General features: G+C 47.2%; 16 protein-coding genes. 4 read left to right on the forward strand and 12 right to left on the reverse strand.

Translation table 11 applies throughout. The annotated features are described in order from the left end of the window. Window positions 1-56 precede the first annotated feature (56 nt). Window positions 57-1022 carry a patatin-like phospholipase family protein gene (locus tag BBI11_RS12320; RefSeq protein ID WP_068463802.1) on the reverse strand — a complete coding sequence of 322 codons (966 nt, stop codon included), beginning with the start codon at window positions 1020-1022 and terminating at the stop codon, window positions 57-59. Between the two features lie 1604 nt (window positions 1023-2626). Between BBI11_RS12320 and BBI11_RS12325 the strand changes: the two genes are divergently transcribed. The 3 genes from BBI11_RS12325 to BBI11_RS12340 all read left to right on the forward strand — a co-directional run bounded on the left by BBI11_RS12325 (window position 2627) and on the right by BBI11_RS12340 (window position 5841). Continuing rightward, window positions 2627-3370: a C40 family peptidase gene (locus BBI11_RS12325; RefSeq protein WP_068463805.1), complete on the forward strand. Its 744-nt coding sequence runs from the start codon at window positions 2627-2629 to the stop codon at window positions 3368-3370. Between the two features lie 212 nt (window positions 3371-3582). Continuing rightward, window positions 3583-4620: an ArsR/SmtB family transcription factor gene (locus tag BBI11_RS12330; RefSeq protein WP_068463807.1), complete on the forward strand. Its 1038-nt coding sequence runs from the start codon at window positions 3583-3585 to the stop codon at window positions 4618-4620. Between the two features lie 843 nt (window positions 4621-5463). Then, window positions 5464-5841 carry a VOC family protein gene (locus BBI11_RS12340; protein ID WP_068463813.1) on the forward strand — a complete coding sequence of 126 codons (378 nt, stop codon included), beginning with the start codon at window positions 5464-5466 and terminating at the stop codon, window positions 5839-5841. 52 nt (window positions 5842-5893) lie between these two features. Here the strand turns inward: BBI11_RS12340 and BBI11_RS12345 are convergent, their stop codons facing one another. The 9 genes from BBI11_RS12345 to BBI11_RS12385 all read right to left on the reverse strand — a co-directional run bounded on the left by BBI11_RS12345 (window position 5894) and on the right by BBI11_RS12385 (window position 10571). Then, window positions 5894-6397 carry a peroxiredoxin family protein gene (locus BBI11_RS12345; RefSeq protein ID WP_068463819.1) on the reverse strand — a complete coding sequence of 168 codons (504 nt, stop codon included), beginning with the start codon at window positions 6395-6397 and terminating at the stop codon, window positions 5894-5896. A gap of 65 nt (window positions 6398-6462) precedes the next feature. After that, complete coding sequence (locus tag BBI11_RS12350) at window positions 6463-7128, reverse strand: haloacid dehalogenase type II (protein ID WP_068463822.1); 666 nt, start codon at window positions 7126-7128, stop codon at window positions 6463-6465. Window positions 7129-7249: 121 nt separating this feature from the next. Beyond that, entirely contained in the window at window positions 7250-7525 is a 276-nt protein-coding gene (locus tag BBI11_RS12355; protein ID WP_068463825.1) for a hypothetical protein, read from the reverse strand. Then, window positions 7526-7960, reverse strand: a complete 435-nt coding sequence (locus BBI11_RS12360; RefSeq protein ID WP_068463828.1) for an LptM family lipoprotein — start codon at window positions 7958-7960, stop codon at window positions 7526-7528. Further along, window positions 7957-8526 carry an AAA family ATPase gene (locus BBI11_RS12365; protein ID WP_068463831.1) on the reverse strand — a complete coding sequence of 190 codons (570 nt, stop codon included), beginning with the start codon at window positions 8524-8526 and terminating at the stop codon, window positions 7957-7959. Before BBI11_RS12365 ends, BBI11_RS12360 begins: the two co-directional genes overlap by 4 nt. 27 nt (window positions 8527-8553) lie before the next feature. Continuing rightward, window positions 8554-8970 (reverse strand): NUDIX hydrolase, encoded by a 417-nt coding sequence (locus tag BBI11_RS12370; protein ID WP_068463834.1) that lies wholly within the window; start codon window positions 8968-8970, stop codon window positions 8554-8556. A 26-nt stretch (window positions 8971-8996) separates the two neighbouring features. Further along, complete coding sequence (locus tag BBI11_RS12375) at window positions 8997-9443, reverse strand: NUDIX domain-containing protein (protein ID WP_068463837.1); 447 nt, start codon at window positions 9441-9443, stop codon at window positions 8997-8999. Window positions 9444-9466: 23 nt separating this feature from the next. Next, window positions 9467-9838 carry a membrane lipoprotein lipid attachment site-containing protein gene (locus BBI11_RS12380; RefSeq protein WP_068463840.1) on the reverse strand — a complete coding sequence of 124 codons (372 nt, stop codon included), beginning with the start codon at window positions 9836-9838 and terminating at the stop codon, window positions 9467-9469. Between the two features lie 22 nt (window positions 9839-9860). Continuing rightward, window positions 9861-10571 carry an alpha/beta fold hydrolase gene (locus BBI11_RS12385; RefSeq protein ID WP_068463844.1) on the reverse strand — a complete coding sequence of 237 codons (711 nt, stop codon included), beginning with the start codon at window positions 10569-10571 and terminating at the stop codon, window positions 9861-9863. Window positions 10572-10831: 260 nt separating this feature from the next. Between BBI11_RS12385 and BBI11_RS12390 the strand changes: the two genes are divergently transcribed. Beyond that, a complete protein-coding gene (locus BBI11_RS12390; protein ID WP_068463847.1) occupies window positions 10832-11365 on the forward strand; it encodes a hypothetical protein in 534 nt (177 codons plus the stop codon). 73 nt (window positions 11366-11438) lie between these two features. Here BBI11_RS12390 and BBI11_RS12395 read toward each other — a convergent pair whose 3' ends face one another. Beyond that, a complete protein-coding gene (locus tag BBI11_RS12395; RefSeq protein ID WP_068463850.1) occupies window positions 11439-12116 on the reverse strand; it encodes a response regulator transcription factor in 678 nt (225 codons plus the stop codon). After that, the gene (locus BBI11_RS12400) at window positions 12094-13497 is read right to left on the reverse strand and encodes a sensor histidine kinase (protein WP_068463853.1); all 1404 of its coding nucleotides are present in this window, start codon (window positions 13495-13497) and stop codon (window positions 12094-12096) included. Before BBI11_RS12400 ends, BBI11_RS12395 begins: the two co-directional genes overlap by 23 nt. Window positions 13498-13527 lie beyond the last annotated feature (30 nt).

Genomic DNA, 13527 nt, shown 5'->3' on the forward strand with positions numbered 1-13527 from the left:
TTTACCGAGCCCTTGCTGTCATTACCACGACAAACGCATTACACTTCGATGACAAGTCATAACAAGCGGCATAATTTATCGAGTTCGGCACTTTGGCTATCGATCATGCGCTTGGCGACTTTTCGCAGCCGGGCGAGGTTTTCCGGCGTTACGCGGTCGAGCTGTTCGATGCCGGAATCATCTGCCGGCAGCTTTTCCTGGAAGCGGTAATAACGCTGGTCCAGGCCATCTTCTTTTAATAAATGACGCAGTTGATGGTCGACCGAGTCCGAACTGCCGTCCATCATGACTTTCAATAGCGAGCGTGCCCAGCCGTAATGAAACCAGGCGCGCCAGCCGGTCACTTCCACTTCGCGCTGCGCTTCGCCGGTTCCGAGCGACACGAGCAAAAAGTCTTCCTCTTCGTCGCCGTACAATTCCAGTCCTTCGGCATAAGCGCTGAGCCCCGGATCGTTCGCGAATACACCGCCATCGATGAACGCCGAGTCGGGATAGTCCGGAATTTCTGCCGGTGCGAAATAACTGGGTGCCGCTGTGGCCGCACGGATGATGTGGCGAATTTCGCTGTCGGGTTGACGTTCGTTCAAATTGATGACGGTGCTTTTGAAGAAATGGGCATGCCGCCCGTGAATGTCGTAGCTCGGGATGACGGCTGGTTGCAGCAAGTCGGAGAGTTTTAAGTCACGGAAGTAATGTTTGAGCACTTGTTCGAATTCTTTGTGGCTGTACTGGGTGTGGAGAAAACGGCCGACGGCGCCGAATGTGCGGTGCAGAAAGGATTTCCGGAACATGCGCTCGGCTTCGGTTTCGTAGAGCTTGAGGATGTCGTTTGCGGTGTAGCGCGGCTTTTTGCCGTCGGGGACGAGGAGACCGAGAGCCAGGATCGCGCCGGTTGACGTGCCGACGAAGATGTCGAATTGTTCGGAGACGGGTTTGCCCGTCCGTTTTTCGAGTTCGCATAGCATCATGGCCGGCAAGATGCCCCGTATGCCCCCGCCATCGATCGATAGGATCTTCTTCATATAGACCGCCTCCTTCTATAGAAATGGGTTTTGTTTCTTCTATGAATTAATGAATGATAGATGAATTGAGAGCGCTGGAAGATGGGATTCTGCGACGCAGCGCTTGGCGCTTTGGGCATGGCTTTTGTGATGAGTCCGAAAAACCACCGGTCTCATCACTGCGCCTAGCCCTTGGACGCGCCGGTGCTTGGGTCAGGTCATTGTGACATGGGTGGATCGATATGATTTCACTGAGCTTTTGGTTGTGGTGGTACTCAGTGTGCGAGAGTGCTCCCAGCGCTTCACGCTGAGTCGCGGTGAGTGGTGGTTGTAACATTTGTCGTTTTTTATGCCTGGGCTGTGATGAGTTTTTGGTGGTTGCTTCGCTTAGCGCTTTGGGCATGGCTTTTGTGATAAGCCCGGAAAACTGCCGGTCTTATCACGTCGCCTAGCCCGTGGACGCGCCGGCGCTTAGTCAGTTCTTTGTGACATGGGTGGAACGATATGATTTCACTGAGCTTTTGGTTGTGGTGGTACTCGGTGTGCGAGAGTGCTCCCAGTGCTTCACGCTGAGTCGCGGTGAAAGGTAGTTGCAATGTTTGTTGTTTTTTATGTCTGGGCTGTAATGAGTTTTTGGTGGTTGCTTCGCTTAGCGCTTTGGGCATGGATTTTGTGATAAGCCCGGAAAACCGCCGGTCTTATCACGTCGCCTAGCCCTTGGACGCGCCGGCACTTGGTCAGCTCTTTGTGACATGGGTGGATCGATATGATTTCACTGAGTTTTTGGTTGTAATGATATTCAGTGTGCGAGATTGCTCCCAGCGCTTCACGCTGAGTCGCGGTTAGTTGTAAAAACGGTTAAGCACAGCTTTAAATGTAAGTTGTGATTTGTTAAACACCACTTTCTTCTATATAAGACTGCAGAATTTCAAATTCATAATGCATTATCTATTTAGCAATGTCTACATATCAATGAGATATGACACCTACTTACTCCTCTAGAAATAGAGATGAAGCGGAAATCGGCGACTCTGGGAGGATTAGCGAGACAATTGAGACCCTGCAGGAGCGTAGCGACGAAGCGGCTCAATGCGAGCCCTCCAGAAAGCGTCCGATTGCAGCGCAACCCCCCCCACTCTCCTATTACATTCCGTATACCCCCAACCCACAAAAATCAAGCAATGAATGGATTGTTACAATTGTGTAACAAAGGTTTATTAATATAATTTTTGATTTTTCTAATAAGTATATGATTAAATCGATTAAAAAACTGCTGTAAAAGCATTGAGAGTCCCGTATTGGGAATTACAGGAACTAAAAATCGACACATATTTTGTTTGAGTGTAATATTTTATCAATTCAAACACAAAAAAATCGCGCTTATTTCCCGATTCACAAAGAAATAAACATCAACTCCCAAAAATAACCAACACCTAAAACCCTTGCTGTGACTCGCTTTATGAGCCGTCATTCACCTGTAATATTGCTGTAACATAATTGAAACTCCACAGACATTGTTTTTGAAGGGGGCAGTCTATATAGTAAGTGGCAGAGCAAATTAATGATAATCTTTATATCCACATAACATAAATTTAAAAAAACTATCCTTCGGAGGTACTGACTAAATGAAAAAAGCATTCTTTACACTACTCGCAGCAGGCGCATTGGTCTTTTCTAGTTCAGCTACAGACGCACAAAATATTACACAAGCTCAAACACAAGCTCAAACAGCAGTTGCACAAGAAACAGCAGAGCCGGCAATCGTTCAAGTTTCAAGCAGCACTTATAAATTCAAATATGCTACAAACGTTCGCAGAGATGCTGGCACAAGCCACGGCGTCATCAAAGTTGCTCGTAAAGGCGCAACGGCAACGATCACTCGTACAGCTACAATCGGCAGCGGTACTTGGCACAAAGTCCGCACTGGCGGCACGCACGGTTGGGTACACGGATCATTGATCACAAAAGTTTCAGGATCTGGCGTTGTCCAAGCTTCATCTTCTTCATCAAGCGTTTCTTCTTCAGCAGTCGTTTCTAAAGCACTAGCGCTTAAAGGCATCCCGTACCGTTTCGGCGGCACGACGCCAGCTGGGTTTGACTGCTCAGGATTTGTACAATATGTATTCAAACAAGCAGGCAAAAGCGTATCACGCACAACGCTTTCTCAATATGCTCAGTCTTACAAAGTTTCAAGCCCACGCCCAGGAGACTTGGTCTTCTTCGCGAACACTTACCGCCCAGGGATCTCGCACGTTGGGATCTACATCGGCAACAACCAGTTCGTACACTCTGGCGGATCTAAATCCGAAGTGAAAAGCTTGAACGGCCCTTACTGGGGAGCTAAATTCCACAGCTTCAGACGTTTCTAAGCTAAATATGTGATTCAGGGAGCATCCGAAATCTCGGGTGCTCTTTTTTGCGCGCTTTTTTGCATGCACGTGGTTTCTCGAGAAGCAGCCTCTCTCTTCTATTGGAGTCTATTTTAGTTCATTCTAAATAAATAGAATTATTTATTCGATAAATGTTGAATATAAGGTTTCATTCATATAGAATAAAGAAAAAGTCTTAGGAGGTTGTTGATATGAAGATGATGGATGCGGCGTTAGCGGAAGAAACGATTCAATTGGCTGTGGAACAGTCAGCGGTGTGGGAATGGTCGGTCGGGATTGCGGGCTATACTCACGGGCAATTGCGCCATACGTTTGAGATGGACGAGGAGTGGCAGCGTGATGCAGAAACCATGCCTGCTTCTCTAGTGGAATCCTTAGAGAAGATGCAAGAGACCAATCTGTGGTATGGCTTGCTGTTGTTGCAAAATAAGTTCGGGGCTCGCTCTGTTGAGGAATTTGCGGAGCGGCTGGCAGAGATTTCGGATGAGCGGTTTTACGACATTTTGCTACCGTATCATTGCCGCGCTGCGGAAGCGTTGCGGGAACAGGCAGCGCAGAATCCAAGTGACGGTGGAGTATGGGGGCCGTATGCTGATTTGTTTGAAGGGCATGCTTACCTCGCCGGCTACGTGCGTCAACTTCGCAGTCATACGAGAGCACAGCTAAGCGAATTGTTTATCGACGTTTTGACGGAGTGGCAGGACTGGATGATGCAAAAGCCGTATATCGCAACATGGCTGCAGGCCCTTGCTTTTGAGGAAAAGCAGCATCGCGGGCTCGATCCAGCGAATGCCCAAAAAGAAATCGAGCGCGTGACAGGAGCCGACTATGCGCCCGAGCCTTCTATCTGGTCGGTCAAGCTAATTCCTCACGTGTCGTATCGCCCGTGGACGCTGACGATCCGGACGGCGGATGTGAAATTATTCTTCTATCCGGTCGACGAGCAGCAGTTACTCGATCCTGAAGTGCCGCCGAATGAATTGATCCAAGGGCATAAAGCGCTCGGCGATGGGCTGCGCTTGAACGTCTTGTATCAGTTGCGCCAGGCTCCCGCTTCCCTGCAAGATTTGAGTACTCAATTTCAAATGTCCAAGACGACGCTTCATCATCAATTGGCATTATTGAAGGCCGCGAAGTTTGTTCAAGTAGAGAAAGGCGTTTATTCGATTCGTTTAGAGAAACTCGAAGCCTTTTCTGAGCTCTTGAATCGTTATTTGAATCGGAGCTAGTGAGGAGTTTGTTTGATATCATTCGTAGCTTTCCAAGTGAAAAAGTCGAGAAACTCAGAAAATCGTATTTTTCGAAGCTTATCGCTCGCTTTCCGTGGGCTCGCGCCCAAGCCTCCTCAGTCACTCTGCTCCTTGCGGGGTCTCGGTCGTCTCGCTGATCCACTGGAGTCGAGCGAACACTTCGCCAAATACTTAGAGAAATCATTGATTGTTGAATGTAGAAAAAGGAGCCTCTTTTGTATTTGTGAACCATATATTTCTTTTACATTCTGAAAAACAGCACAGGCCATCTCCTGTGCTGTTTTTCTTTGCTACTGATCAGATAGTGTTGATGCTTCCTACATGAACAAAGAGTACAAAATAATACCAGTAATTATGCCGAGTACAAAAAAAGAATACCTTTTGTTGGTTTTTTCATGGGCTCTCTCCTCTTTTACACATGTTGTGTTTAGTTTATCAAACTTCAATGGAGAATTGTCATTTTTCCCTTTTTATGTAAAGGCGGAACTTGTTATTTTTAAAAATGCGTCAGTAAATCGAATATATTAAGGTGGGATCTACATGAGCAGCTTATTATTATCTAAGAAATTCATTGCTGGCTATTTTGTTGTTAGCTTTCTTTCCAGCTGGTTATTCCGATTTCTAAGAGCTTCCTGGATTGAAGTATTCCTTCTGACCTTCGGATGCTTTTTAGTCGGAACCCTTTCATTCATCGACAACTTTATCGTTTCGCTTGGTTTAAAAAGCATCTCCTAAAGCAATTGTGCATTAAAGGATTTCGCTCTTTTCCATCGAATAGTAATGGTGAGAAGCATAATCATTTTGTGATGGGGAGGAAAACCAATGATTTCTAAAATCGTACAGGTCATGGTGTATGTCCGCGACCAGGACGCCGCTGCCACGTTTTGGACAGAGAAGATGGGCTTTACGGTCCTGCAAGATCAAGACAATGATGGCATGCGGTGGATCGAAATTGCGCCGCGTGGCGATGCGGAGACGAGCATCGTGCTGCATGATAAGAACCTATTGGAGCAAATGGATACGGGCTTGAGTCTGGAAGCGCCGTCGCTATTGTTTTATGCGGACCATTTCGAGCAAATGCACAGCGAATTAGCTGAAAAAGGCGTGACGGTCGGCGATATTATCGACATGCCAACGGGCCGCACATTTAATTTTGCGGATACAGAAGACAATTATTTCGCGGTGCTCGAAACGCGTTAAGCCACGAAAAAAGAGCTTGGAGATTTTTCTCCAAGCTCTTTTCTATGCTATCTTATTTTAAGTTTTTGCGGATGTATGCAGCGATTTTGCGCAATTCTTTTGAATGCGGACGGCCGAATGGGCTCGTTTGTTGCTGCTGGTACATAAGCTTGCCTTCTTCGTCGAGCAAGTAATACGCTGGCTCGCCGTGAATGCCGTGGTCTTCGTACAATGCATCTTCCCCGTGATGATAGACGCCGTATTGTTTTAGGATGTCTTCTGTCGCATCTGCCAAAATTGGCGAGGCCAAGCCATGTTTTTCTTTCATTTCGTTAAGGTCTTGCTGGTTGTCTGTCGATACAAACGTGAAATGGATGTCCTTGCCTTCGAAGTACGATAGATTTTCTTGGATGTCCTGCAATTCCTCGTTGCAGACTGGGCACCATGAACCTCTGAAGAAAATGACGAAGCGCCAGCCTTTACGGTCGGATAGGTCTTGCTGAAGCGAGTAGTCTCCGCCTTCAGCGCGCGGCAATGTGAATGATGGGGCTAAATCCCCTAATTGTAGTCTATTCATGAATATGCCTCCTCTATTATACAAGTAGTTTACCCCGAATAATCGGCTTTAATCATTTATGCGTTTTATTTCCATTTGAGCAAGCCGTTTAAATCGTCAAATATATAATCTGGCTCCAGGCCAAGCTGTTCAATTGGTGCTTTTTTGCGGTTGATCCACGCCGTGCGGAAGCCAAAGTTTTTAGCTCCGGAGATGTCCCAGCCGTTGGAGGACATGAACAGCACTTCGTCGCGCGCAATGTCTAGTTGGTCTAACACATATTGGTACGCGGCGGGTGCTGGCTTGAACTGCTTGATCTCGTCGACACTGACCGCTTTATCGAGTAATTCCTTGATTCCGGCGTTTTCGATCAAAGGGTCGAGCATGTCGTGCGAGCCGTTTGATAATACGATGAGCTGGTGATCTTGCAATTGCTTTAATACCGCTTCTGATTCTTCATAAAGCGGCAAATGTAAATAGGCATCCATCAACTGCCGTTCGGTGTCGTCTGTCGTTTCGAGACCCTCGTCTTCCAGTGCGTATCTCAAGGCGCTGTGGGTGACATGGTATAAGGTGTCGTATTTCCCCATCAGCTGGCGCATCATGAAATATTCGACTTGCTTTGTGCGCCAAGTTTGGCTGATGGCATCACCGTGTCCGGGGAATGCCTCCTCGCATTGCTCTTTGATGGCGATGACGTCGAATAGGGTGCCGTACACATCGAAGACGAACGCTTTGATCGGTTTGTCCATGTGATAAATCCTCCTCTAATGTCGCTACTAAATTTCGCTGCTGTCCCTTGTATCCCCGTTTGAGCTAAAAAATAACGGCATAGAAAAAAAGCATCTTCAGGCAGATGCTTTAGGACGATGTTTAATTGTCTCGTTTTTTATCATTTTCAAAGTCTCTAATGAAACTTGCATCATTTTTCTTTTCGATGAAAGTCCAGACTGCAAAGATGAGTATAGAAATAACGAGCACAAGGATTGTGGCAAAGAAGACAAAATCGAAATCCATTTCTTTCACCATTTGGTCAACACCCGCCCTTTGGGTATGGTGCATCCAGCTGCTTTCATAGTCCATGAAAGTGAACGATAGGAGGAGTCCAAAAATGAGCCCACCAGCTGTGGATAGGAAAAACTTCTTCATTTATCTGCCTCCTCTATGATCAGTCAATCCATCGAGCAGATTTTCCGACGACAGATAGCTATAGAGTGCCTCGGCATCTTTTTCTTTTAACGTATAGAGCGCGTGAGTATCGGACTCGTCCATGACGGAACCTTGATCTTCTGATATCCATAAATAGAAGGTCTTTCCTCCGAAGTCCACTTGGAAATCCGGATCGATTACGTTCGCCACGCCCTGGAGTTTATCGGCACGCGAAATGGCATCGGCGAATAACTCAATCGTTTGTGCATCTGTCACTTCGGTACGTGTGTTTTCTTTCACTTCCCCGAAACGCTCCATTTGGTGCAAGACGAGTGTGTCAGCGTCGCGTTGTTCAGCGCCAATTAAGCCGTTCTGGCAGGCTGATAACGTGAACGCTGTCAACAAAAACATCATCACGACCAGCAGTTTTTTCATGAGTCTTCTCCCCTTGCAGCCAGTTCGCAGATTTTCGAAGTGGCGGCTTCTATTTGCTGTTCAGTTGCTACCGTAAACAAATGATTCGCTTCGCCTGGTGCCGGTGTCACGCCGGGATTGCCGAGTGATTCGGCTTGCTGCCCCTTGAGCACTTCGTGGAATGAAGAAACGGTGCGCAAGATGGAAGTGTCACGCCCGGCTCGATCAATTCTCGCTTCCAATACTTCGTCTGCCAAATCAAAGTTCACCACAATCGTAGTGAAACCTTTGTCTCGGTAAAACTCCAGCAGTTTCAAACGGCCTTTGCGGTTGCGGTTGGCGTTCGACAAAATGATGTGGCAATCGGTTTGATCGACTGCGTAGTCCACAATGGTCTGCGTCAACGCGTATTTGATGATATTCGCCCCTTGTTTTGGGACCAGCGCTGGATAATAGTTCCGCAAGATTTCTGCGTGATTGTCTTGGTCGATGACGATGGCATTCGCCAGCCGCCGCTCGAGTGCTTGGGCGAACGTCGTTTTGCCGCTATGGGTTTTGCCGACTGTGAGAACCGCTAGCCTGTTCATATGCGCCACTCCTCGTATAGATTCTGACTAATTAGAAGCTGCGCGATTCATGAACGCAATGAGGTGTTCTTGATCTTCCGGGTAATCGTGAAGCGCTTCTTTTAGTTCTGCCTCTGTTTGCCACGCAATTTCTTCGATTTCGTCGTCAGGGTCCTGATAACATAGATTGCCTGAGACCACTTTGCACAGAAAATAATGGCTGGTGACTTCGTACTGGCCGATTTGCACGTTTTTCGTGTGCAGCTGTTCTTTCACATCGATGCGAAAGCCCGTTTCTTCCCATACTTCCCTCACGCACGCTTGTTGCGGGGATTCGCCTGTTTCAATTTCTCCAGACGGGATGCTCCATTTGCCGGATGTCTTAGACTTCACCATGAGGAGCTTGCCGCTCTCGATGACCACTCCAGCTGCACCCCGCCATCTTTTTTGGGTGTCATTCACCATGCTAACCTCCGTAGTATTTTATCCACTTAGACGTAATCGAGAATTTTGATGTCCATTTCATCCAGTACGCCAATTTCTTCTTTTGTGTCCCATAGCTTCATTTCCGTTGTTTCCTCATTTGGAATAAAGGGCTGCAGCTTTTCTACAATTCCAAGAAAAACAGGATTGTATTTGATTTCTTGCGTATCCGTGTGCTGAAGTTTGAGCAAGCCTTTGAACTCCAAGTCCTCAAGTTGCTGACCTGATTCTTCGTATAACTCCCGGATGGCACACTCTTTTGAGGTTTCCTGTCCTTCTCTCGCGCCAGCCGGCAATTCCCATTGCTCCCGCCATTTGTTGTAGACCATGAGCGTTTTGCCGTTGCATTTAATAACCGCAAACGATCCTGCGATGGACTCAAACTGATGGATGTCTTGTTCTTCCACAAATAAAAAATCCAGAAATTGAAACCCATGGCTTCTCGTTGTGTTCATCAAAAACTCTCCTCTTTCAGCGTTCATTCTGTCGTTAAGGCAAATTCCTCAACGTGCCCGTCCCATTTGATCTCAACTTCCAACTCTTCGTCTTGCTGGATGTCCGTACAGCCTTCGCAGGCGCTCCTGTCGACCAGCACCTCGTCGTCATCAACCGAAACATTGCCGCTCGAGGCACCGGCAGTCGATCCGATGGAATAGATAATCGTTTCAGGCGCTGGGTCTTTACCGGTGTAGACGATTTTGCCGGTTGCTTCTTTGCTGTCTTCTGAAGTCACATCCACCGTGTAAAAGACATCCCAATTATCGCTGCTGCCATCGAAGTTGTAACGGTCCGCTTCCGAACAGCCGCTGAGCATGATCAATATCCCTAGAAATAATCCGGTTTTTTTCATGAAATAGGAACTCCTCTCCTGCTTAGTCGACATGAGTTAAGAACAATTCGAGCGTTTTTGTGTGCAAATCCGCTTGTTCGGCATGAACCAGATGAGACGCGAACGGGATGACCGAAGCGCGCACATGCTCATGCTTTCCTGAGTAATACAGGACGCTTTTCAGTTCGTTTGGGTTTCCTTCACCTGCCATGCATAGAACCGGTGCGTCAATAGCCGACAGGTCTTTCGTTTCTTCAAAAGGATACCAGTCTTCAGACTGCCCCATTTCGATGAACTTGCGCCAATCGGCTTTGTGCATTTGGTTGTAGTAGGTGACAGCTTCTTCGTAATGCAAAATTTGCTGCCATTTGTGAATTTCTTGCTTGTGCAATTCCAGCCAATTGTCTGGTTTCTCGGCAATCACGCCGGAGATTACTAGGCTTTTTACTTTCGCAGGGTACCGTTTCGCGAAAAATATACCGATCAAAGCTCCAAGTGAGGCGCCGACGATATGAGCAGATTCAATGCCTAAATGGTCGAAGGTTTCTGCTAAATCGGTCGCATTGTCTTCAAAAAAATGGTCCAGTTCGTCGCTGACCGATTCTCCATGCCCCCGTAAGTCGGGCAAAATAACCTGGTAACGATCTTTAAGATGATCTCGCTGAAACTCAAAATCAGTAAGCCCCGTTAATAAGCCATTATGTAAAAACACCAGTGGCTCGCCAGTTCCAAAGCTTTCGGTATGCAAGATCATGTCATCGCCCCTTTTCGTTAAATGAAATAGATGCGCAGATCATTATCGAGATTAGATATTATTGAAAATATGGGTAATTCTAGTATAACTTACTTTAATAGATTATTCAGTAATAAGCCTTATATTTTCATCCGTTCGAGTGGTCTAATAGCATCAATAGATAGAGTGCCACCTGTATCAAACTATAGATGAGGCAGATGCAATTCGGTTCACTTGCCCTACCCTACATACGTTACAATAAGTATGTAGGAGGAATCCGCATGTACAGAGCTTTTTTATACATACTCGTTTTATCTATCTTGGCATTTGTGATATGGGGCAGCTTTTTTGAGATCCAGTTGAAAATCACCTTAAGTTTAATCGTGTTGACGGTTTTGCCGTTCATTCGCAAAAAGCTCTACAACGACGAGGCACTCTTCCGAAAAGGCAAGGCCGCCCTATACGCTTCCGTTTTTTTGACGGCTTGCGGTTTGCTTATGATTATGGGTTCAATGCTGCTAGATAAAGGGATGGATTTCGCAGCGTTTGGATTTATTTTTTTCTTGTTTGTCATTTTCTTATTTGGAAGCGTCGTTTACGGGATTCCGGTTTCATCATTTTCTGATTTGGTAACTTCCCGTACAACACGCTACCGGCTCCCGCTCGCTTTTCTGATTCATTTGGGTTTCGGCCTGTTGTCTTACCTATTTCTCGGACCGCTCATGTATTTCGCGGTGATTGTGGCGGTGGTCTTTTTCGTGATTGATGAGATTTTGCGGAAAAAGGCATCTACCCAAATTGAAATGGGAGCTTAGCGTTTTTCGTTTATTTAATAATTAAACAGCTATAGAGCCAGCCGGAACATTTCCAGCTGGCTCTTTTGCGTTTTTATTCAACGTTGTTCAGCCATTTATAGCCGACGCCCCACACGGTGAGGAAATGCTTGTCGACCGGAAATCCGGACTGGCGGATTTTCTCTCGGACGTTGCGGACGTGTGAGTCGATCGTGCGCCCTTCCGTTTCCGAATCATAGCCCCAGATGAGCAGGATCAATTGGTCGCGGGAAAACACTTTGCCGGGATTTTTCACTAATTGCCCGACCATAAAGAATTCTTTTGGCGTCAGTTTAATCGGCGTGCCGCGGAACGTCAGCTCGAAGCGTTCTTCGTTCCATTTCAAGCCGCCCACTTCGATGATGTTTTTTGGCGCTTGCCGCCTGAGCAGCGCTTCAATGCGTGCGAGCAATTCTTCTTCGTTGAACGGCTTGGTGATGTAATCATCCGCACCGAGCTTGAGCCCTTTGACGATGTCTTCTTGCTGTTCGCGCGCCGTCAGCATAATAATCGGAACGTCGGAAAAGCTTCGGATTTTCGCACACAACTCAAAACCGCTCATCTCAGGCATCATGATATCAAGCAGGACGATGTCGAACGCCTGTGTTTCCACATAGCGCAGCGCTTCCTGTGCCCCTTGAGCTTTGGTGCAAGAATATTGATGGGGCGTTAAATACAGCGACAATAAATCGAGCATGCGCCGTTCGTCATCAACCAATAGGATTTTCTGCATCGCTCTCCTCCCTTTCCAATTGAATCGTCACCGTTGTTCCGGCATTTGGCTCGGAATCGATGCTGATGCGCCCGCCGTGGGATTCGACCAGCTCCTTGGCGATGGCGAGCCCAAGCCCACTGCCACCAGATATGCGAGACCTGGATTTGTCGACGCGGTATAAGCGGTCGAAGACAAACGGCAAGTCTTTTTCCGGAATGCCCTCGCCTTGGTCCGTCACACTAATAAAGATGGATCGTTCGTCTTGGCTCCCTTTCAAGGTTACGCTGGTGTTCGGCTCCGAGTGCTTGCGCGCATTGTCGAGAATATTGAGCAGCACTTGCTGAAAACGTGCTGGGTCGATCCAAGCGATAAGGTCTGGTTCGCATTCGACTGTGAGTGAAATGTTTTTTTCATCAAATGCTGGCCGCACAAGCGACGCCACGGTATGGCATAGGGCATCAATTGGCACTTGCTCCCGTTGAATGGAAAATTGGTTATGGTCCAGCTGAGCGAGTTCGAACAATTGCTTGATGAGTACTGTTAAATGGCCGGTTTCTTCTCGAATGATGGCAAGGTATTCCTGACGTTCTTGTTCTGATAGCCCCGGCCGGCTTGCGATATCGGCATAACCTTTCATATAAGTGAGCGGCGTACGAAGTTCATGCGAGATGCTTGCCAGAAAATCGTTGCGTTCTTGCTTTAAGCGGTCCAGGTCAGTCGACAGCTGGGTAATGGCGTTCGCGAGTTCTCCCAGTTCATCGTTGCGTTCGATATCAAGCGCCACTCCGCCTTGCACTTTGCCGAGTTGTTCGGTCGCTTTTTTGATGCGAATAAGCGGCAAAGTGATCAAACGCGACAAGAGGAAAATGGTGATAATCGTCAAAACGATCGAAATAAGGCCGCCGAGAATGAATTGGTTTCTCATGCGCTCGACCATTTCCTTGATTTGACTCGTCTCTGCGAACATCAGCACATGCCCTTCGTGTCTTCCTCCAATGGTGATGGGACTGTCGGTAGCGATAAAGCGTTCGTCTTGCCAATTGTCTTCGAGGATTTCTCCTTGTTCCGGAACTTCTTCGATATCGGTATGGCCGAGCACTTCACGCATTTCCGGTTCGATCTGGTCGGAATGAGTCAATTCCTCACCCGCTTCGTCCGTGATGATAACGATAAAATCCGATGACGATTCCATCATTGCCACGTGCGACAACGTGGTGTCATTGAAACTGTCCTCGAGCACCTCACTATGCGTATTGCCCCGCGCCAATAAATTCGACATCACTTCATCGACGCGTTCATTGACGAATGTGACATAAAGCGTCGAAAACAAAAACAATTCAATACTGACGATGAACACGAAAAATAATAAACCGATTTTTAATGCCAGTTTGTTTAACATAGACTCCCTCTTTCAATTATAGCGGTAGAC

Source organism: Planococcus maritimus, from assembly GCF_001687625.2.
Taxonomy (GTDB): domain Bacteria; phylum Bacillota; class Bacilli; order Bacillales_A; family Planococcaceae; genus Planococcus; species Planococcus maritimus.

Bases quoted from the DNA above. Each gene is read 5' to 3' on its own strand.
- BBI11_RS12320 (WP_068463802.1), bottom strand. From the start codon at position 1,022: ATGAAGAAGATCCTATCGATCGATGGCGGGGGCATACGGGGCATCTTG.
- BBI11_RS12325 (WP_068463805.1), top strand. From the start codon at position 2,627: ATGAAAAAAGCATTCTTTACACTACTCGCAGCAGGCGCATTGGTCTTT.
- BBI11_RS12330 (WP_068463807.1), top strand. From the start codon at position 3,583: ATGAAGATGATGGATGCGGCGTTAGCGGAAGAAACGATTCAATTGGCT.
- BBI11_RS12340 (WP_068463813.1), top strand. From the start codon at position 5,464: ATGATTTCTAAAATCGTACAGGTCATGGTGTATGTCCGCGACCAGGAC.
- BBI11_RS12345 (WP_068463819.1), bottom strand. From the start codon at position 6,397: ATGAATAGACTACAATTAGGGGATTTAGCCCCATCATTCACATTGCCG.
- BBI11_RS12350 (WP_068463822.1), bottom strand. From the start codon at position 7,128: ATGGACAAACCGATCAAAGCGTTCGTCTTCGATGTGTACGGCACCCTA.
- BBI11_RS12355 (WP_068463825.1), bottom strand. From the start codon at position 7,525: ATGAAGAAGTTTTTCCTATCCACAGCTGGTGGGCTCATTTTTGGACTC.
- BBI11_RS12360 (WP_068463828.1), bottom strand. From the start codon at position 7,960: ATGAAAAAACTGCTGGTCGTGATGATGTTTTTGTTGACAGCGTTCACG.
- BBI11_RS12365 (WP_068463831.1), bottom strand. From the start codon at position 8,526: ATGAACAGGCTAGCGGTTCTCACAGTCGGCAAAACCCATAGCGGCAAA.
- BBI11_RS12370 (WP_068463834.1), bottom strand. From the start codon at position 8,970: ATGGTGAATGACACCCAAAAAAGATGGCGGGGTGCAGCTGGAGTGGTC.
- BBI11_RS12375 (WP_068463837.1), bottom strand. From the start codon at position 9,443: ATGAACACAACGAGAAGCCATGGGTTTCAATTTCTGGATTTTTTATTT.
- BBI11_RS12380 (WP_068463840.1), bottom strand. From the start codon at position 9,838: ATGAAAAAAACCGGATTATTTCTAGGGATATTGATCATGCTCAGCGGC.
- BBI11_RS12385 (WP_068463844.1), bottom strand. From the start codon at position 10,571: ATGATCTTGCATACCGAAAGCTTTGGAACTGGCGAGCCACTGGTGTTT.
- BBI11_RS12390 (WP_068463847.1), top strand. From the start codon at position 10,832: ATGTACAGAGCTTTTTTATACATACTCGTTTTATCTATCTTGGCATTT.
- BBI11_RS12395 (WP_068463850.1), bottom strand. From the start codon at position 12,116: ATGCAGAAAATCCTATTGGTTGATGACGAACGGCGCATGCTCGATTTA.
- BBI11_RS12400 (WP_068463853.1), bottom strand. From the start codon at position 13,497: ATGTTAAACAAACTGGCATTAAAAATCGGTTTATTATTTTTCGTGTTC.